This window comes from Lactobacillus sp. B4005, from assembly GCF_026536045.1.
Taxonomy (GTDB): domain Bacteria; phylum Bacillota; class Bacilli; order Lactobacillales; family Lactobacillaceae; genus Lactobacillus; species Lactobacillus panisapium.
The window spans coordinates 779,249-796,220 of sequence record NZ_JAFNOZ010000001.1; the positions used below are offsets into that span (position 1 = coordinate 779,249).

At 34.9% G+C, this 16,972-nt stretch carries 28 protein-coding genes; all 28 read right to left on the reverse strand.

The annotated features are described in order from the left end of the window. Position 1: 1 nt before the first annotated feature. The 28 genes from J3U73_RS03715 to J3U73_RS03850 all read right to left on the reverse strand — a co-directional run bounded on the left by J3U73_RS03715 (position 2) and on the right by J3U73_RS03850 (position 16,966). Complete coding sequence (locus J3U73_RS03715; RefSeq protein WP_267409600.1) at positions 2-685, reverse strand: head maturation protease, ClpP-related; 684 nt, start codon at positions 683-685, stop codon at positions 2-4. Beyond that, on the reverse strand, positions 648-1,805 hold the full coding sequence (locus tag J3U73_RS03720) for a phage portal protein (RefSeq protein ID WP_267409601.1): 1,158 nt from the start codon (positions 1,803-1,805) through the stop codon (positions 648-650). The genes J3U73_RS03715 and J3U73_RS03720 overlap by 38 nt, the downstream gene beginning before the upstream one ends. Positions 1,806-1,807: 2 nt before the next feature. Further along, complete coding sequence (locus J3U73_RS03725; RefSeq protein ID WP_267409603.1) at positions 1,808-2,008, reverse strand: DUF1056 family protein; 201 nt, start codon at positions 2,006-2,008, stop codon at positions 1,808-1,810. Continuing rightward, entirely contained in the window at positions 1,992-3,878 is a 1,887-nt protein-coding gene (locus tag J3U73_RS03730; RefSeq protein ID WP_267409706.1) for a terminase large subunit, read from the reverse strand. The genes J3U73_RS03725 and J3U73_RS03730 overlap by 17 nt, the downstream gene beginning before the upstream one ends. After that, the gene (locus J3U73_RS03735) at positions 3,878-4,348 is read right to left on the reverse strand and encodes a phage terminase small subunit P27 family (protein WP_267409605.1); all 471 of its coding nucleotides are present in this window, start codon (positions 4,346-4,348) and stop codon (positions 3,878-3,880) included. The genes J3U73_RS03730 and J3U73_RS03735 overlap by 1 nt, the downstream gene beginning before the upstream one ends. Positions 4,349-4,433: 85 nt before the next feature. Beyond that, positions 4,434-4,694 carry an HNH endonuclease gene (locus J3U73_RS10875; RefSeq protein ID WP_323848364.1) on the reverse strand — a complete coding sequence of 87 codons (261 nt, stop codon included), beginning with the start codon at positions 4,692-4,694 and terminating at the stop codon, positions 4,434-4,436. Between the two features lie 726 nt (positions 4,695-5,420). Further along, the gene (locus tag J3U73_RS03745) at positions 5,421-5,855 is read right to left on the reverse strand and encodes a hypothetical protein (RefSeq protein ID WP_267409607.1); all 435 of its coding nucleotides are present in this window, start codon (positions 5,853-5,855) and stop codon (positions 5,421-5,423) included. 4 nt (positions 5,856-5,859) lie between these two features. Then, complete coding sequence (locus J3U73_RS03750) at positions 5,860-6,354, reverse strand: type II toxin-antitoxin system HicB family antitoxin (protein WP_267409608.1); 495 nt, start codon at positions 6,352-6,354, stop codon at positions 5,860-5,862. Then, positions 6,351-6,599 (reverse strand): hypothetical protein, encoded by a 249-nt coding sequence (locus J3U73_RS03755; protein ID WP_267409609.1) that lies wholly within the window; start codon positions 6,597-6,599, stop codon positions 6,351-6,353. The genes J3U73_RS03750 and J3U73_RS03755 overlap by 4 nt, the downstream gene beginning before the upstream one ends. 390 nt (positions 6,600-6,989) lie before the next feature. Then, the gene (locus J3U73_RS03760) at positions 6,990-7,484 is read right to left on the reverse strand and encodes an ArpU family phage packaging/lysis transcriptional regulator (RefSeq protein ID WP_267394638.1); all 495 of its coding nucleotides are present in this window, start codon (positions 7,482-7,484) and stop codon (positions 6,990-6,992) included. A gap of 15 nt (positions 7,485-7,499) precedes the next feature. Beyond that, the gene (locus J3U73_RS03765; protein WP_267409610.1) at positions 7,500-8,000 is read right to left on the reverse strand and encodes a hypothetical protein; all 501 of its coding nucleotides are present in this window, start codon (positions 7,998-8,000) and stop codon (positions 7,500-7,502) included. Further along, the gene (locus tag J3U73_RS03770; RefSeq protein ID WP_267409611.1) at positions 7,972-8,325 is read right to left on the reverse strand and encodes a VRR-NUC domain-containing protein; all 354 of its coding nucleotides are present in this window, start codon (positions 8,323-8,325) and stop codon (positions 7,972-7,974) included. Before J3U73_RS03770 ends, J3U73_RS03765 begins: the two co-directional genes overlap by 29 nt. Then, on the reverse strand, positions 8,318-8,467 hold the full coding sequence (locus J3U73_RS03775) for a hypothetical protein (RefSeq protein WP_267409612.1): 150 nt from the start codon (positions 8,465-8,467) through the stop codon (positions 8,318-8,320). Before J3U73_RS03775 ends, J3U73_RS03770 begins: the two co-directional genes overlap by 8 nt. Before the next feature lie 143 nt (positions 8,468-8,610). Next, entirely contained in the window at positions 8,611-8,943 is a 333-nt protein-coding gene (locus J3U73_RS03780; protein WP_267409613.1) for a hypothetical protein, read from the reverse strand. 5 nt (positions 8,944-8,948) lie between these two features. Then, positions 8,949-9,206: a hypothetical protein gene (locus J3U73_RS03785; protein WP_267409615.1), complete on the reverse strand. Its 258-nt coding sequence runs from the start codon at positions 9,204-9,206 to the stop codon at positions 8,949-8,951. After that, a complete protein-coding gene (locus J3U73_RS03790) occupies positions 9,199-9,441 on the reverse strand; it encodes a hypothetical protein (protein ID WP_267409616.1) in 243 nt (80 codons plus the stop codon). Before J3U73_RS03790 ends, J3U73_RS03785 begins: the two co-directional genes overlap by 8 nt. Beyond that, entirely contained in the window at positions 9,431-9,685 is a 255-nt protein-coding gene (locus J3U73_RS03795) for a hypothetical protein (RefSeq protein WP_267409617.1), read from the reverse strand. Before J3U73_RS03795 ends, J3U73_RS03790 begins: the two co-directional genes overlap by 11 nt. A gap of 251 nt (positions 9,686-9,936) precedes the next feature. Then, complete coding sequence (locus J3U73_RS03800; RefSeq protein ID WP_267409618.1) at positions 9,937-11,229, reverse strand: VapE domain-containing protein; 1,293 nt, start codon at positions 11,227-11,229, stop codon at positions 9,937-9,939. Next, entirely contained in the window at positions 11,226-12,017 is a 792-nt protein-coding gene (locus J3U73_RS03805) for a bifunctional DNA primase/polymerase (protein ID WP_267409619.1), read from the reverse strand. The genes J3U73_RS03800 and J3U73_RS03805 overlap by 4 nt, the downstream gene beginning before the upstream one ends. A gap of 2 nt (positions 12,018-12,019) precedes the next feature. After that, positions 12,020-12,397, reverse strand: a complete 378-nt coding sequence (locus J3U73_RS03810) for a hypothetical protein (RefSeq protein ID WP_267409620.1) — start codon at positions 12,395-12,397, stop codon at positions 12,020-12,022. Between the two features lie 20 nt (positions 12,398-12,417). Beyond that, complete coding sequence (locus tag J3U73_RS03815; protein ID WP_267409621.1) at positions 12,418-12,564, reverse strand: hypothetical protein; 147 nt, start codon at positions 12,562-12,564, stop codon at positions 12,418-12,420. A 12-nt stretch (positions 12,565-12,576) separates the two neighbouring features. After that, positions 12,577-13,146 (reverse strand): single-stranded DNA-binding protein, encoded by a 570-nt coding sequence (locus tag J3U73_RS03820; RefSeq protein WP_267409622.1) that lies wholly within the window; start codon positions 13,144-13,146, stop codon positions 12,577-12,579. Next, positions 13,146-13,364: a hypothetical protein gene (locus J3U73_RS03825; RefSeq protein WP_267409624.1), complete on the reverse strand. Its 219-nt coding sequence runs from the start codon at positions 13,362-13,364 to the stop codon at positions 13,146-13,148. The genes J3U73_RS03820 and J3U73_RS03825 overlap by 1 nt, the downstream gene beginning before the upstream one ends. Then, positions 13,348-13,899 (reverse strand): hypothetical protein, encoded by a 552-nt coding sequence (locus J3U73_RS03830; protein WP_267409626.1) that lies wholly within the window; start codon positions 13,897-13,899, stop codon positions 13,348-13,350. The genes J3U73_RS03825 and J3U73_RS03830 overlap by 17 nt, the downstream gene beginning before the upstream one ends. Beyond that, positions 13,896-14,630 (reverse strand): AAA family ATPase, encoded by a 735-nt coding sequence (locus tag J3U73_RS03835; protein ID WP_267409627.1) that lies wholly within the window; start codon positions 14,628-14,630, stop codon positions 13,896-13,898. The genes J3U73_RS03830 and J3U73_RS03835 overlap by 4 nt, the downstream gene beginning before the upstream one ends. Beyond that, entirely contained in the window at positions 14,627-16,012 is a 1,386-nt protein-coding gene (locus tag J3U73_RS03840; protein WP_267409629.1) for a DEAD/DEAH box helicase, read from the reverse strand. The genes J3U73_RS03835 and J3U73_RS03840 overlap by 4 nt, the downstream gene beginning before the upstream one ends. Next, the gene (locus J3U73_RS03845; protein ID WP_267409630.1) at positions 16,012-16,752 is read right to left on the reverse strand and encodes a helix-turn-helix transcriptional regulator; all 741 of its coding nucleotides are present in this window, start codon (positions 16,750-16,752) and stop codon (positions 16,012-16,014) included. Before J3U73_RS03845 ends, J3U73_RS03840 begins: the two co-directional genes overlap by 1 nt. Continuing rightward, entirely contained in the window at positions 16,745-16,966 is a 222-nt protein-coding gene (locus tag J3U73_RS03850; protein ID WP_267409632.1) for a helix-turn-helix domain-containing protein, read from the reverse strand. Before J3U73_RS03850 ends, J3U73_RS03845 begins: the two co-directional genes overlap by 8 nt. Positions 16,967-16,972: the final 6 nt, after the last annotated feature.

The following is a 16,972-nucleotide window of genomic DNA, read 5'->3' on the forward strand; positions in this document are numbered from 1 at the left end:
ATTATTCCCAAAGTAAAAGAGCCAGGTTTTCTTTTTCCTGACTCTTTACTGGTTTTTCTTCATTTTTTTCTTCATGCAGCAAATTTTTGATTTTTGAAATCATTTCTGGCTTAACAACTAAATCACCATCTGCATTAACAACTGCTGGCTCGTTTTCAAACATTATTTCATCAGCAAAGCCATTCTCAACTGCCGTTTTGGCATTCATCCAGGTAGTTTTGGCCATCATTTGATAAATTTCATCAGGTGTTTTACCCGTTTTTTTAGAATACAGATCAACATAAGCTTGGTCCATTTCATTAACAGCATTGGCTGCGCTTGATAAATCATCTATATTACCTGAAACATCAGTTGATGCTCGATGGATCATCATTTGTGCAGTTGGCGACATAATTACTTTATCCGCCGCTAACGCAATCCATGATGCAGCCGAACATGCTTGACCAACAATTTTGGCTGTGATGTTACCAGTATATTCTCTGTATTCTCTCAAAACAGTATATATTTCAGAACCGGCCGAAATGTAACCGCCCGGAGAATTAATTTCTAGCGTCACATCTTGTCCATTAACTCCCTTTAAGATATCAGAAACGTCTTTAGGCGAAACATTATCGTATCCCAACCAATCATAGACTTCTTTATAATCATTACTTACGATTGTTCCCTTTATTGGAATTGTTGTCACTTTCCTCACCTCCTTCATATTTAGGCTCAGGTAAATCCTGTGGGAAATAGCCAGCTCTTTGTAGCACAAACTGTGCCTGATTTGGAGACAGTGCCCCATCATCAACCATTTGCGATATTCGACCAGCAAAGCCATCTCCTACAGCATCAACTGCCGGACGCAGATCAGGAGTTACCACATCATTTAGCTTATTATTAAATTCACTAATAATAGGACCAACAAAACGTTTTAATGCTTTCGCATATTGATTGTTCTCTTGGTCAAGGTTAGATTGCTGATCACCACCTCCATTTAGATAGCTGTCTGGTACGCCATAAACTTTAGCAATTTGCTTACTGGTCCAATCAACCTGAGACAACAACTTGGCCACATCACTTTTAATTTCAAGTGGCGTCCACGTTTCTAAGTCGTCTAAAACTACTGCTTGACCATCTTTTATTTGCTTCATAAATGCACGGCCACGTGCTGCCTTTTGTGCGGCATTCAATAGCCCACCGCCCTGAATAGTTAAAACTCCAGGCGATGTAACTGATTGTGATAGAGCATTTTTGGTTAATCGATTAGATTTATCCTTAATTGTTAGCTCATTAACTAACGCCTTCAATGGCGAATACCCAACAATTCCAATTGAATTCCTGGACATCAACTTAAAATGAATCATATCGCCTTGTGGTACGTTCGTTTTAAACCCTACATTAGGTTCGTCAAACGTAACATCGTAAACTATGCCTGTCCCATCTAATAGCTTGTAAGGAGTTACCTGTGAAGGTCTTAAGCCCTCCCAATATAAATCAACGCCATTAGCATTTCGCCAACGATAAGCATATGCATTACCATCTAATAACAATTGTGCAAACATACTTTGCCAAAAACTAAAGCCGTTAGTTTCATTACTAGGATTTGTCAAAAATTTTTGCCATCGATTTGAATTAGTTTGAAATCTTACCAGTGCTAAATCAGCAGATAATTGTGAAACAAGTGAATACAGATCTGAATTAGCTAATGCTTTATCTGCCGAAACATAATGTTCATCATTACCACCCGTTAAAAAATTGACAAATTCCTCACTATTTAAATCAACTGTCTGCCTTGATCCTTTATTAAAATTAAAAACCGGCAATATTAATCACCTCCTCCCTGATCTGTAGGAAGAAATTCAATGATTGTGCAAGTAACTAATAACGCTATACCTAAAGAAACTAGACCAGCTATTAAATTCCATAAAAAACAGGCTGTAACAATACAGCCCACCCCACTAATATATAGAAGTACATCAATTATTTTCCAAATACTTTTAAATAATGTTCTAATTAGAATATTCATCACCCCCTAACAATCCCGATTCAGGATTGTTGAACCATGCTAGAACCTGTTCTTGCGTCATACGCTCTACTTCAGTCGATTTATCGTTGATAATTCCATACTCTTCAAAATGGTTCATCCCTTGATACATTGCGTCAATTAATGCATCAACCACATCTATTTTTAAAGTCGCTTTATCCTTATCAACTTGAATGCCAATTTTATCTTCTTTAATAGAAGCATTAAGCAATGCTTTTTCTAAAATCGGATCGTTGAACCGGCTAATTTTCCCGGTAGCAAAGCTTTCTTGCAAAAATTTAGTAGGATTGGCAAGCTCGCTTGTCCTTTGTGCTATGTCTTGAATTAACCACCCTGTATTGGCATTTAAGCTTTCAGTAATGTTCTTTACCTGATAACTGCCAAAACGGTCATATCCAAAGAAAATTACCTTTAAATTGTGTTCTTCAACATAGTCTAAAAGCCATTTATAAACTTGTTCTGGATTAATAATTCCTTTTTCATGTGCAGTGATTGTACAAAACTCAGGAAACTCATGATAAACAATACCATCTTGCTTTTCTTTAGCCTCAAGCGATCCTGCTTGTTGCCATGGTATAAAACTATGCTGGGCAATATGCCATCGAGGCTGCCCTTCTTCATTTTGATAGGGATAAACAAATCCAATTGCTGTATTATCAGAAAACATTGAATAGTCTAATCCAATGTATACCTGACGACCATCAATTTTGAAATCATCATCAATTGCATCTTCAACTTCTTTTAAAGTTAAATAACTTGAAGTTGATTGTTTCAACCATATATTTAAATTTTTATTCTCAAAATCTGAAATATTACCAGTAAGCAAATCACTATCACGCTTATCTTTTAGCCCTGACATTAAAGTTTCTTTTTGATCTGGTAAATCAAGCAATGGGTTAGACTTAACCCAAGTTTCGGGTTTATAAACTTCGTCCATATCATCTTGCGACCAAATTAAACCTAAGTAACTATCAGCATTACGCTTGAAGTCTTGTTCCATTGATTGAATTATCATTTTTTGATCTTCGTGAAATGGAACTGTTGGATCAGGATAAGCTGTAGAAATTTGAACAAACTGGTGGTTTTGCACCTTAACTTGACCTGAAATAATTTTAGAAACCCGGTCACGTGTATTAATTTCACCGATTTCATCAAAAACTGCTGTTCTGAAGTGATATGAGTCGAACTGACCAGCTTCGTGCGATATAGCCCGAAGAATATTGTTAGTTTTCTTTTCAATAATCTGTTCAGATTGAAGTTCTAATCTTGCTTCATTAGCTAATGTTTTAAAAGGCTCAATATCAATTATTTTTCTAAGCATTGATTTGATATAACCAAAGATTTTCATAGTTTGCTTGTAATTAATAGAAGCAACCAGATAATCTTGGTTTTCTAATTTTAATGACTCAATTAAGTAACTGTATGCCACTAAAATAGCCATTAAATAGGTCTTACCCTGTCCACGTGCAACACTAACAATTACTCTTGTAAAACGTTTAAAATTATCTTTATCGCGCCATCCTAACATCTGGCAAAAAATAAACTTCTGCCAATTCATTAATTTAGTAGGCTCTCCTGTATCAACATTCGGAGCGATAGCGGCAAATTTCAAAAGCATATTAGCAGCTTTAATATCGTAATGATATGGGAAATCCTTTGTATTTTGCCTTTGTAAATCTCGTAAATGACGAAAACAAGCAAGTTTTATTGAATAACCTGCTTGTATTTTTTTATCCAACACATCAAAGCAATATCGTGTACCTGGATCAGTATAATCATTTTTTATATCAGTCCAATCAATTGATTGGTATGCACCATCAACATCATGAGTTTGCGTTAGATCGATTTTCATCATTTAAAAAACTCCCTCATTTTATCCGTTACCGATTCTTCGTTTTTATCATTCGGCGAATTAAGCTCCATCATCTGTGATCTAGCTTTAGGACTTAACCCCAGCTCTCTGCCAATCTGATTCATTTTTGAAAGTGAGTCCGACATCATTTGATAAGCTGGATTTTTACGGTAACCTGAAAAATCTCTACTAACCACACTACCATCTAATGGACTAACAGCTGTCTTATATATAGCTTGCTGAATGCCATGCTCTTGAATGTCAGCGTATGCGATTCGATAAATATCGTAAGCAGAACAGTATTCTTGAACTAAATATTCATCAGCGCGAATAATCTTTGAATTCTTATTCAGATAGGAAGCTATTTTCGGATATAGAACTTTGCCATATTTCCCCAGCCACTTCGGCGCTGTTTCAGGTACTTTCAATGTTGTTAAATCAACCTTTGTCGTTTTGACCCCCCCTTTCAAAAAATATTAAAAAAGTGTCCGTCTAGAAAGCGAACACCACTTGTTGCGGCTCCTCGCCAACCTTGCATAGGGGCGGGGATGAAAATTATTTTTGTGTTTTAATTCGATCACTCAACTCAGCAATTAATTTCAAATCAGTTAGTGGTGGATTATTTGTTGCCTTAGCATGCAACCCAGTGCCATAGTATTTTTCTTCAAATCTTGTTTTCCAATAGTGACAGTTAGAACAACACGTAACCAGATTATCGATATCTTTCATCTGTTCTGGAAATAATTCAACCGGCAGGACGTGGTCAACGATGTTACCTTCTCTAATAACACCACGAGCGTTACAGTATTGACACATGTGATAATCACGTTCGAATACTATCTTACGGAACCTTTGCCACTGTCTAGTGTGATAGAACTTATTCTGTTTAGCCTTAGTTTCATTTCGATAACGTGTTACATGGTTGTATTTCCAGCGTGACTCTTTCGATTGCGGAGTTGAATATCGATGTTCGAACTTTGCCCGTTCTCTTCTGTACTCTTCTTCTTTTGCAATGTGTTTTGCACAATAATGATTCGGAACAAACGCTGGAACTTTGCAACCAAACACTCGACAGTTTCTAATTCGTGGCAATTCTTCACTTCCTTTGAGTTTTCAGCGGCGCTCGGACCATCAAGGGACGAGCGCCCCTTGCGCTGGCTATCGCTTGATAGCAACGACTAAAAGTAGTACTATGATTAATAGAAGTATTATTTCAGTCAAGGTAATCACCCTCGGATGACGCAATTCAATGCAATTGAATTAAAATCAGGAGAGGTGATTACCTTTTCTTTTGCTAGCCAGCGCAAAAAGTTTTCCCGTCAGGGATGCATCTCTTTGAATGTTTTAACAATCGATTCAATTACTACCGTTATAATAAAGCCACCCACTTTGAATATTGCCCACAGATTCAGTATTGCAATCGTGAATGGCCAGATGTTACTACTTAATGCATTCCAGATATTATTAAACATGCCGTTTCCTTTCTGTTTTTAAGCATAAAAAAAGCACTCATAAATGAGTGCTTATCTAGACTTAAAAAGATCACTTATCAATTTTTTTCCCAAAAGTCGGTATATAAAAACTTGGATACCCTGTTTCAGCGGATAAAAGCCCCGTATAAAGAGAAACCTTATCACTCATTGCGCGAAATACATAATCAGCTATTCTTAGCAATTTCTTTTTATCAGCGTCCGTTTTTTTGTCTTTTAATAAAATTTCAACATCCTCCTTTTTAGTTTTAACAACAGCATTAACTACCGCAAAAATAATAAAATTATTACTTCTTACAATATATTCACGCTCCAACTTTAACAATTTTTTCTTTTTAGATTTGTCTGGATAAACAATAGAAAAAGTTACTCTTCCCCTTCCTTTCCTATGTTTGAGCATAAACGCATCTTTACCTTTATCATCAGTACTCATTTTATAATTTAGTTTAGATATATAGACCTTAACAAGTTCAATTTGTTTTTCCATTAATCTACTCCTTCAAACTAACTGTATCAGCTGAAGATTCCTCAGGTTCTAAGCTAAAACTTTTTGTATTTTCTTGCTTAAATTTTAAATTTTGATGATAGTAAAATTCATTAACAACATTTTTATTAGTTAAATTCCCTTTTTCAAGACCTCTTTCAATTAAATAATTCAGAAATTGATTCAAACTAATTCCCTCTTCCTCCGCTTTATACTCAAGCTCGGCATGTAAAGATTTAGGAACTCTTAAAGTAATTCTTCCACTTTTTGAATTGTTAAATTGTGGCAATGGAATTTTTTGATTGAACTTTATTCTAGAAGCAAACCATTCTTTTTTTGCTTCTTTTAACTCGCTTTCTATTTCTTTTTTATCATCAACGTATATATTCAAGCCTGGTAAATCTGGAACACTTACTTTGTAGTATGTATCTGTATCGTCTTTTATTAAAGAAACTATTATTGGATAATTCCTATTCATGTAGTCTTCAAGAGTATTTTTCATTTTTCGTCTTCCTTTAATTCATCAATAAATTGTAAAACGTCCAGCACATAAGGTTTCTTTATTGGATCATGATTTGCAACAATCAAAGTACGATTAATTTTTGAATGCCTGATAGAATAATGAGAGCCACCTGATTCGTTTCTTACTGTACATCCATAATGTTCACACAATGTAGTAATTTCATGGAATGAAACTTCTTTAGGATTGTTTTTCATCTTAGAGTATAATTTATCTATTTTACTCATTTGCACCACCTGCGATGTCATGCTTAAAAAAAGTATACTTTTTTTTTGTCTATTATTCAATGATTTACAATTTTTATTTAAAAATTATAAATTTATGTTTACTTATTGAACATAGTTTAGCAAAAAATAGCCCCTTAGGCTAGTTTTTTAAGATGAATATAAGAACGTGTCAGGAATTGCACCTGATGCCAATAGGTCTAGTCCTCCAATTAATATAACTTGACTGCCATATCGGTAACTATTCACGTTCATATTCTGGCACCAGGAATCGAACCTGATTACAACCATTGCCAGAACTCTTTTAAGAAGGAGTATAAATTTAAAAACTGTTAATAGCTATCAAGAATTATTTTTTCTTGATGATACTAATATAACATCTGCAATACCCGATCAGTCCCCGACTTTTCCCCGACTTTCATCCGATTTTTTAAAAACCTTGAGCTCAGGAAAACTAACATCATAGTATAACTTAAATGTATCAATTGTATCGGCGAATTGACATAATGCATAACGCTTTAAATCATCATATCTGGAATCGCTATATTGAACCTTATCAGCAACCTTCCAGTTTTCTAGTTCATCTATATATAATGATTTTAATATCGTTCTAAAAGGCTGCCGTGAACTGTCAAAGCAAGCATCAATTGCTTGATAAATAGCTTTGCACTTATCTTGCGCATCGAAAATTGAAGCCATCTTATGTTCAGCACTGTTACCTCCATGCACTGAGATACCAGTGATATCAAGCTGCGGACTGCTAAGATCAGTACGATGATAACCAGCTCTTACCAGATATTGCGGAAAATTATATTTAAAAAACTTTCGCACCTTTTCAGCTGTTTGGTATTGATCTATATCAATCATGTAGAAATCAACATTGCCCACAGTCCACAGTCCTTTCTATTGCTTGGTGTAAATATTTCTGTCAATGATATAATGATCATCTTTTTTTAAGTTACACCAATGAAAATATCCTTTGGCTTCTTTTAACTCATAACCCATAGCTCTTAATGCTTTTTGAGTATTAGCAAAATTACTGCAACAAGATAAACTCATTATTTTGAATTTACTTAAACCCAAACTATATACTTTAAATTCATTTCCAATAGCTACATATTTAAATCTTGGCAATGTTTTTAACTTATAATTAGATTTAATTTTTCTAACCTTAGCATAAGAGGATTGAGTTAATTGAGCTGTTTCATAAATGCTATAACCCTTTTTTAAATACTCGATTATTTTTTCTTCTTTAAAATCATTGTAAGTAAAATTAGTTCGTTTAGCGTGCTTAATATGTAACTTTAATCTAATTGATTTTAAAATTGTATTATTTTCAGAAACATTGCTTATTGATCCATATTCATCTTCCAATTTATGGATTAAATCGTACGGGATATCCATAACCTACTAACCCCCCATCTACTATCATTAAGGCATCTTTGGTACTGCGTGCTATACCATGTATTACGTTGTGCGATACCAACATGTTATGAAATCTAATCTGGCCTTTCCTAGGTCTGCCAATTTTTGATTTTACTTCTATATAGAATACTTGATTGTCTACCCAGCGAAATCCATATAAATCGGGATGTCCAGTTGGCAGTCCTGTACTAATATATCTCCCATCTGGCGTTCTGAATTTACCAACATTCGTTCGAAAAACTGTGCAATGATGCTTTGATAATGTGGTTTCTATATCGTCTTGAATTTTATGTTCGCTAGGCATTTCTAATCACTTCCACCCAATCTTCAGATGGCAATCCGAACCGCTCTCCATCTTTCAACTGATAACCGTCTGGCACGTGACCCACATAGGTTCGCTTGCCATTTTTATCAATCTTCCACACCGCTTTTGCCATCGCACTCAATCCATTCTATCTTCTACAAATCTTATTGCTATCTCTGTTAGTAAATTTCGATATTCTTCAATAGATTTGCACTGCTTACGTTTGTCAAAAATTCTATTGCAATTTTGACATGGACATGATCTGTTATTTTCCATTTCTGCACCTCATTCTGTCCATTCATCAATATTGTCAAACAATATCATTGCCGCATCGTTTGCATAATTACCGAATAATTTTTTTATAACTTCATTAATTTCTGTTTCTGATAAATTTCTATAATCTGCTTGATTTTTAATAAATGAAAAAACTTCATCAAGCTTGCCAACCTGATTGATTTTAGAAATCATCATTCTTAACTTAGCGCCAGCTTTTTCACCTTTAATTTTGTGATTATATAAAACCTTGATAGCTTTTTTAATCACAGATTGATCTTGACGCGTGTTTTCTGCAATTGCTTTAACGTATTCAAAAGCTCTTAAATAACTAATTTCATCCATGCTAATCACAGTTTTCTGCCATATTCAGGATGATTGGGATTTTTATCAATTAAGTCATTAATTAATTGATAGAGTTTTTTAGATATCGGAAAATTTTTCCCATTTTTTAAATTTAAACAGTAAAATATATCTTTCTGCTTAGAAACATTTGTCTTTTGTATTTCTTCAATGCTATAAATTTCACTGAAACTAATATGTACCCTTTCAGTTCTGTTATTAACTTCATCAGATAATTCTAAATTTAAAATAGGTTCATCATTCATCTTCATTGCCCCAAACGACATTACGTTCTTTTTTCATATATTTTTTAAATTGTTCAAAATCTTTTTTAGATATAATTAATGGGTCGTAATCTTCTACTTCGATGAAATATTCAACTGACTTAGTATCAAGATTTAGTCTTGTACCGAATTTTTGAATTTTATCATCATCAAATGAATAAGTTTTTCCATCTTCAAGATCTTTGATTGTAAAAACTTTCTTATTTCTAATCTTCATCGTCATTTGCTCCTAATTTATCCATTAAATATTCGTATTTTTCTTTGCTAATATTAATATAAAAATTTTCATTTTCATCTGATAAAACCGTTTTAATCATTACTGAGTATTTATATTCATCACTTTCAAAAGGGTTAAAACATAATTGCCTAATATCTTTCACAAAAAAAGGAACCTCATGTTCGCCACAAAAACTTCCAAACGCTTTTCCAACAACAATTTCTTTATCATTTTTAATTTTCATTATTTTTTTACCTCTTGAAGTTACGCTTAGGTAACAGTAACTGTTACCTATTTTTTTCTTACTCTCTCAATGGGTTAGAATATTTTTATTTGTAGGTAACAGTAAAATCGCCAAAAACTTTAAAAGGCATAATAATATAAATAAAAAGTTTTACTAATATTTACTGTTATACTGTTACCAGAACTTATATTTACTACTCTCCCAAGGCTCTAGGTTGGTAACAGTAACTGTTACCTTACTGTTACCTACTGTTACTTTTCAAATCCTCTTGTTACTTTTCCATTTATCTTTTTCAATGCACTTGTGTTAAAGCCCAAATGCTCCATGTAATACCTGATGTCTCGCGTCTGCTTGCTGTTTTTAGATAACGCATCATAGTCTTTAAATAGTGCAAAGGATAAATCTCTGTTTGAAATGAAATCTTGATCTTTAAATTTATTTTCTAAAACGTCCATTAAATTATCTTCAAGGCCAGATGTATATCTAAACTCTTCACGATTAGCTTTTAGCAATGCTTCTTGTTTTGGTGTAAATCTGAATGGATCTTTAGCATTTTTATAGAGCCAAACCGCTTCGCCCCACAACTGCTGCACCACCTCTGGCGTTAATTCGCTCACGGGGTTTTTAGTCTGTTTTTCGGGATGCGCATAGATTGATAGGAAACGCCGATCGCCTGAACGGTCTTTCAGGTGACGTACTTCATTAGTTGTTCGCGTGATAACGAATTTCTTTTTGAAGTGAACCGGCTTATGACCGTACGGTTTTCGGTATTCAAAATCTTGCATCGTGATGAATTTTTTAATTTCTTCAAAACTTGCATCATTACTGGCGGTCATTTCATCATCATTCACAATCAAAGCATTCTTCATAACTTCAAAATCGTCTTTTTTCGTGAAAGTATTGAATTGGTCCGTGTATAATCCTAGCGGTGCAATGTTTTTCAGAATTGAAGTCTTACCGACGCCTTGGCCACCAACTAAATCAAGCACGTAATCGAATTTAGTATCTGCGTTATAAACTTTGGCCACCGCTCCCATGAAGAACACTCGCGTAATTAATGTGGTGGTTTCGTTTTTATCAGCGCCGAGATAATCCACGAAAAAATTATCTAATCTTCGTTTTTTATCCCATTTCTTATAAACGTCATTCATATAATCAATCAATGGATTATATGAATGCATGTACGCCACATTGTCGACTGCTTGTTCAATGATGGCATTTTTGAAATTTGCATTACCATATTTAGATTGCGATTCGATATACAATTCGATTGAATTAGTAACCTGGTCAGTGTATTGCCCTTTTGGAATTATTGTTTTACCAATCTCTGGAAGTTTGATTTCTGCTGTTTCTACCGCATCTACTTCAGTCGTAAATTCATTTAAGCGAAAGAGATTCTTTAGGTTGGGGTCTTTGAGTAGAATCAAAACAACATTCTTAACACTCGTTGTTTTGACTGAACCGTTATTCTGACGGTCTAAATCAATTGTGTTGTCGCGTAATTTATCAGCGTTTTTCTCGTTAATATCAATAACGTCACTCATTCAATCCCCCTTCTTGCTATCTCTTTATCAATCATTGAATTTACTGTTCGTTCAACTTCATTAAGTGGCAAGCTGTCTGTCGTATTTGTATTAGCAATTACCGCAAGCTTAGCTGCTACATCAGGATCGACACCCCGGTATAACAATCCGCCGACAAAACTAGCTAAAGCCTTATTTCTCTGTCCATCATCACCAAGACCATTGGCAACAGTTTCAAATAGATGTGTTGTTTGCGTCTTACTTGTGATTTTGTAACTTAATATTTTTCGCTTTTCTGGTTTGGCTTTCTCTTTGATCAGTTCCAGCAACCCTTCTGGTGCTGGGCGGATAATGTCATGATTAAGCCATTTGTAGTGTTTGCCATTAATCTGGCTAGGTGCCACCACCACGTAATTGTTTTCGTGGGCTTTCAAATCAACTCCGGGCAAGAAACCGATATTCTGTGCAATGGTTTCATTTTTTGGCTTTTGAAAGAAGAAATGAAAGCCATCGTGTGCAGTTTTTTCGGTTAATGTGCCCTTGAACCATTCGTCATGCTTTAATTGTTTGATAGCATCCATGCCGTCAACATCACCGTGCCGGTCAACGTCAATGACGAAAAACTTATCTGTTTTAAGCGCAATGTTAGCGAGTGGATAGCGTTGCCAGACCCGTTTAATTTCATCTATAGTTAGTGGTGGCTTATTAGCAAATTTAATTAATGGTCGTTTGGTCGCGCCGATTGGTATTACAGAAAATCCATGTGAAGCATAGCTAATTGCGTAATTTACTAGATTTTCTAGTGTCATGATTAATCATCAGAATCATCATCTAGAAACGGTTCTTCTGGCATCTCGGCTTCTAATTCGTTTAGTAAGTCTTCACTAACGCTGTAAACATTGCCATTCTTAGTAATCACGCGGCATTCAGTTAATGTACTGCCGTCAGATTGCTTATGTTCGGCTTTGTAGATATCCAAAATATCATTAACTGTAAACTCATCATTTAGTTCATCAATTAATTCCATCTGGCTTGACTCGAGATATACCCTAATCGCACCTTCTGATACTTTGCTTAAACTATCTAACGATAGATTACTGCTTGTTGTTTTAATCTGGATAGTAGTTTCATTGCTTTTGGTTTTAAAGTTGTCAACGCTACCGTCAAATTCAATCTGTTTCCCATTCATTTTTAATTACCTCACTATTATTAGTACCAAACGTCATGGCTTGTTCCTATTGTATAAATAGGTTGTCCATTGTAATCACTGCAGATTTCTAATCCGCCCTCATCTCTAGCAACAGCTTCCCAATACTTTCTGTTTTCTAAATAAGCTGATTCCAAAATTTGATTCATTTTAATTACCTCCTAAAACGGTAAGTCATCATCATTAATATTAACTGTGTCGCCTGTTCCATTGAATGGGTCTTTAGCATCGGCTACTTTTGGCTGTTCGTGTTTCGCAAATTCATAATTTCTGAACGGATACTGTGGATTTTTCTTGTTGGGCGCTGAAGTAATAGTCATTTCTAGAACCTTGCCAAGTGCCGGTTGAAATGCCTTAGCTAATGCTTCATATGCGTCCGATTCATTATCAAAATCGAAACACTTGTCAGAAATAGGATTATCCACCATTTCACCGATTATCTGAATCATTGAAATGTTGCGTGCAATAACTGATGCTGGCATTGGTTGTCCGTCAGATTTTGTCTGTGCTAGTGATGGGAAGATTGTTTCGCGTTTACCCTCTTGCTCGCCTGTTACTACTGAAAAGCCGAGTACCAAGTAATCACGATCACCTTTAACGCTATGTGTTGCTCCATCTAACGACATGGTATATGTTCCATCAGGTATTTTGGCAAAAGCGTTGAATTCCTTACCTTCCTTGGGATCAAATCCGTTTTTCTTTAATTCATTGACTGCATCTCTTAAACTCATTATTTAACCTCCATTAATTTTCCGTTTTCATAAAATGCGAATTCATCAAAACTGTAATCAGTTAATTTTTTAATGTTTTCAATTGCTGTACTCAAATTATTAAATTTAAGTGCAGCTTTTTTATTGTCTGTAAATATTGGCTCGAAAACTCCGCTTGTGCTTTTATAAGTTCCAACTATCCATCCACGGTTAATCTTGTTTTTAATTGTTACTGTCATTGCTATACCTATCCTTTTTGGTATTTAAACCGTCTATTTGATCAACTAGTTGCATTAGTTCGCTTTTAACAAACCACATATCTTTATATGTGATGTCTTTACATATGCTATAATCTGAACTCCCAAACAATGCAACATCAGATCCGGGTACAACGTCATCATAATGTGCACAATCAAAGCCAATCTGCCATTTTCCTTCTTTGGTAGGCTCTGCAAAGGTGATTCCGCCATGAACTTCTAAGTTTTGAATTTCTTTTTCAAACCATTCTTTGCCATAAAGCTTGTTATCCCTTTCAAGCGTTACATAGCCGCAAAGATGCAATAAGGACAATGATGGTCTTTTAATTTCGCATAGGTAATTTTTATATTTGAATTTTAAATAATCCGGTTCATCGCCAGGGTTATTAACATTTTTCCATTTGTCTTTTGGAAAGGTACCGTAGAACTCGTTTTCCTGTAATTGATAGTCATCAGACACATAATTTACAAAAGATGGTCGGCCGACTTCATTAATTTTCCATAATGCTTTACTCATTTTTTCGGTTCCTCCTTGAATATTCCATTACAAGTTTCTAGCAATTTAAGAATTCTATGATCTTTAATATTTTTAGGTTCATATTGTGTTCTTAGGCTTTTAACCTCGCGGTAATATGATGCATTAACACCATCGCCAACCTTCTTGGTTCTAATTTCAACATCGCAGTTACCGTTAACTACATTGAAATATTTAGTCTTAAGCGATGGACTGTAAGTAGTTACACCAGTATTGTCATCTGTGATTGAAATCTCGCGACTAATGTAAATGATGTTCATTGGTAGTGCTTTAAGATCCATAACTAACTGTTGTAATGCGGTGTTAAATAGTGCATAGCCTTTGCCGTAAGCAATATCTCCCAATGACTTCACGCCATTCTCCCAACAGATTGCTTGTTCAAGCATGACGATGATGTCGTCGATTACATCAACTACAATCGTCTTAAATTGTTCTTCCGGCTTGCGTTGCTCATTTTCTGTTTGTAAAGCTAAAATGATTTCATCTAATTGATCTGTAACCAATTGGGTAGGCTTGCCATTCTTATCGCGTAAATTTCTAATCTGGAAAGCTGGTGCAGTCCCTTGATCACTGTTTCCGTCAGTGTTAAGAATTATTGGATTCGGGAAAAAGCTAGCAAAGTAGCTTTTGCCAGACATTGGCGCACCCCAGATGAAAAAATTGTGTGGTTGTGCCTTTGGTTCTAATTTTTGAGGTTTTGGTAAAACGATCATTTTTTAATCATTCCTTTCATTTTCATTTGATAATAAATCCAGCCGGATTTATATCCATGCAGTTCTGCATATGCGCTGAATTCAGCTGGTGAATTGAGTTCACTAACTTTCTTGTTTGCGACTTTTTTAAGTAGGTCGCTGTGTATAATCTTTGATATTAATTTCTTGCGATTTTTTGCTTCTACTAAATCAACGTCAGTAACTTCTTTTTCTTGATGTATTTTAATTTCATTGCCACAGAGTGGACATCTACCATCTTTAACCTCACTAGTTTTAACTACTGCAAAGCAGTAATCACATGTAATGATTGCCATTGTCGGCTCATCACTAACTTTAGGTACTGATTTTGTGCCACTGATAACAGCCTGCCGCCAGTCACGATCATCATCTGGATAACCGAACTTTTGAACATTATTAGCGTGATCAATGATGATTGCAGTCTTGCCAGGGCGTGGATTCAAACATCGCATTGAAAACTGTAAGTACAGTGCTAATGATGTGGTTGGTCTAGCCATGATCACACAATCAACGTTGGGTAAATCTACGCCTTCCGTAAACAGATTAACGTTAACTAGTATCTTCAGCTTTTGATTTCTGAAATCGGAAACTACTGCATCCCTTTCGACTTTTGGCGTATTACCATCCACTTCTTTTGCAGTAATTCCTGCTTCGTTAAATTCTTTAGCAACTCGTTTTGCAGAGTCAATTGAATAGGTATAGACCACAGCTTGCATGCCATTGGCGATGCGTTTGTATTGCTTAACGATGTGACCGTATATCTTGGACGACATTGCTTCATCCATTGATTTGTTAGAATAGTCACCAGTTGAATTTCGTTTAAGCAATTTTGCATTAAAATCATTAGGTGGTTGAAAATATCTGAATGGTGCTAGAAATCCTTTATCCGTTAATTCGTGAATTGATTGACCAATAATGATATCGTCAGCAATTTCATCTAATTGCCTTTGACCCGTTCTTCTTGGCGTGGCGGTAAAAAACAAAACATAAGCATTTTCAAACTTATTTAGTATTTTTTGATAACTAGCTGCTAAAGCGTGGTGTCCTTCATCAATTAGAATTAATTGCGGTTCAGGTAATTTATCTACCCGTCTGCAAAGTGTCTGCACTAAACCCATCGTTGCTAATATTGGATTAACGTTTTGCTTTTTGAATGTTGCTTTCGCTTGATCCAATACTTCCTTGCGGTGAATAATAAACATCACTCGATTATTTTTAGTTGTTGTTCGTCTGGCAATTTCTGCCATCACAACCGTCTTACCAGTGCGTGGTGGTGACTGCACGATAATGTGATGGTGACCAGCTTGCATTGATTTAGTAATCCGACTAATTAAATCGTTTTGATATGGTCTTAGTTCGTACATCATATTTCGTCGTATATATTTAACAATTTATTAGCAGCTTTAATATCGTGCTTTTGATTAGGCATATCAGCTGTGCTCATACCTTGTTTAATGAAGTTATCTCTTTCATTGCCCTCTAATTTCAGCAAATTTGCGACTTTTTTAACTACCAATAAAAATTGATTGTAAGGATCTATATTTAATTCTTGGAAGATTAATAACATCAAGTAACTTATAGCAATGTGTTTTTTATCTTCTCTACCACAGCCTGCAAATTCATCTGTTTTCAATAAGCCTAGTGCGTCATCACTGCAGTTAAAAAATAATATCGTTTGTAAAATTTTTTGTATTTTATTTGTATCAATTTCACCACGTGCAGATGGTATAGAAACATTGAAGCAGTCAGCTAACTTTTGCCATATTTCCATTTTGGGTTCTCTATCTCCTCTTTCATAATTACTAATAGCTTGACGAGTGAGTCCGGTAGCCTTTGCTAAATCACTTTGGCTAAGACCATGCTTGATTCTTAATTCCTTAATTCTATTTCCAAAACTATTACTATTAAGTCCCATTAAATACTCTAGAGAGACACCATAAAATTCAGCTAAATGATTCCATTTATCTATTTTTGGTTCTCTATCTCCCCTTTCGTATTTAGCTAATGCATCTGCTGAAATTTTTATATTTCTTTTGCTTAGCTGTTCGCTCAATTCTTTTAAAGTTAAGTTATTCTTTTGCCTAAGTTCCTTAAGCCTATTCATTTTTAACCACACCTACTTTTTCGTAATCATCTACGCCCATAACGTACGAAATAGGTTCTTTAAAGAAACTAGCTAATTTTTGCCAAGTCTCAATTTTGGGTTCAGTTTTATTATTTTCGTAATTACTGTATGTACCTCGTTTAATACCAGTTTTTGCTTCTATATCATCGAGAGTTAAGTTATTCTTAATTCGCAATTCTTTTAACCTATTCATACTGAC

Coding starts and splice junctions, on each gene's coding strand:
- J3U73_RS03725 (WP_267409603.1), bottom strand. CDS start 2,008: ATGAATATTCTAATTAGAACATTATTTAAAAGTATTTGGAAAATAATT.
- J3U73_RS03730 (WP_267409706.1), bottom strand. CDS start 3,878: ATGAAAATCGATCTAACGCAAACTCATGATGTTGATGGTGCATACCAA.
- J3U73_RS10875 (WP_323848364.1), bottom strand. CDS start 4,694: ATGTGTCAATACTGTAACGCTCGTGGTGTTATTAGAGAAGGTAACATC.
- J3U73_RS03745 (WP_267409607.1), bottom strand. CDS start 5,855: ATGGAAAAACAAATTGAACTTGTTAAGGTCTATATATCTAAACTAAAT.
- J3U73_RS03750 (WP_267409608.1), bottom strand. CDS start 6,354: ATGAAAAATACTCTTGAAGACTACATGAATAGGAATTATCCAATAATA.
- J3U73_RS03755 (WP_267409609.1), bottom strand. CDS start 6,599: ATGAGTAAAATAGATAAATTATACTCTAAGATGAAAAACAATCCTAAA.
- J3U73_RS03765 (WP_267409610.1), bottom strand. CDS start 8,000: ATGGATATCCCGTACGATTTAATCCATAAATTGGAAGATGAATATGGA.
- J3U73_RS03770 (WP_267409611.1), bottom strand. CDS start 8,325: ATGCCTAGCGAACATAAAATTCAAGACGATATAGAAACCACATTATCA.
- J3U73_RS03780 (WP_267409613.1), bottom strand. CDS start 8,943: ATGGATGAAATTAGTTATTTAAGAGCTTTTGAATACGTTAAAGCAATT.
- J3U73_RS03785 (WP_267409615.1), bottom strand. CDS start 9,206: ATGAATGATGAACCTATTTTAAATTTAGAATTATCTGATGAAGTTAAT.
- J3U73_RS03790 (WP_267409616.1), bottom strand. CDS start 9,441: ATGAAGATTAGAAATAAGAAAGTTTTTACAATCAAAGATCTTGAAGAT.
- J3U73_RS03795 (WP_267409617.1), bottom strand. CDS start 9,685: ATGAAAATTAAAAATGATAAAGAAATTGTTGTTGGAAAAGCGTTTGGA.
- J3U73_RS03800 (WP_267409618.1), bottom strand. CDS start 11,229: ATGAGTGACGTTATTGATATTAACGAGAAAAACGCTGATAAATTACGC.
- J3U73_RS03805 (WP_267409619.1), bottom strand. CDS start 12,017: ATGACACTAGAAAATCTAGTAAATTACGCAATTAGCTATGCTTCACAT.
- J3U73_RS03810 (WP_267409620.1), bottom strand. CDS start 12,397: ATGAATGGGAAACAGATTGAATTTGACGGTAGCGTTGACAACTTTAAA.
- J3U73_RS03815 (WP_267409621.1), bottom strand. CDS start 12,564: ATGAATCAAATTTTGGAATCAGCTTATTTAGAAAACAGAAAGTATTGG.
- J3U73_RS03820 (WP_267409622.1), bottom strand. CDS start 13,146: ATGAGTTTAAGAGATGCAGTCAATGAATTAAAGAAAAACGGATTTGAT.
- J3U73_RS03825 (WP_267409624.1), bottom strand. CDS start 13,364: ATGACAGTAACAATTAAAAACAAGATTAACCGTGGATGGATAGTTGGA.
- J3U73_RS03830 (WP_267409626.1), bottom strand. CDS start 13,899: ATGAGTAAAGCATTATGGAAAATTAATGAAGTCGGCCGACCATCTTTT.
- J3U73_RS03835 (WP_267409627.1), bottom strand. CDS start 14,630: ATGATCGTTTTACCAAAACCTCAAAAATTAGAACCAAAGGCACAACCA.
- J3U73_RS03840 (WP_267409629.1), bottom strand. CDS start 16,012: ATGTACGAACTAAGACCATATCAAAACGATTTAATTAGTCGGATTACT.
- J3U73_RS03845 (WP_267409630.1), bottom strand. CDS start 16,752: ATGAATAGGCTTAAGGAACTTAGGCAAAAGAATAACTTAACTTTAAAA.
- J3U73_RS03850 (WP_267409632.1), bottom strand. CDS start 16,966: ATGAATAGGTTAAAAGAATTGCGAATTAAGAATAACTTAACTCTCGAT.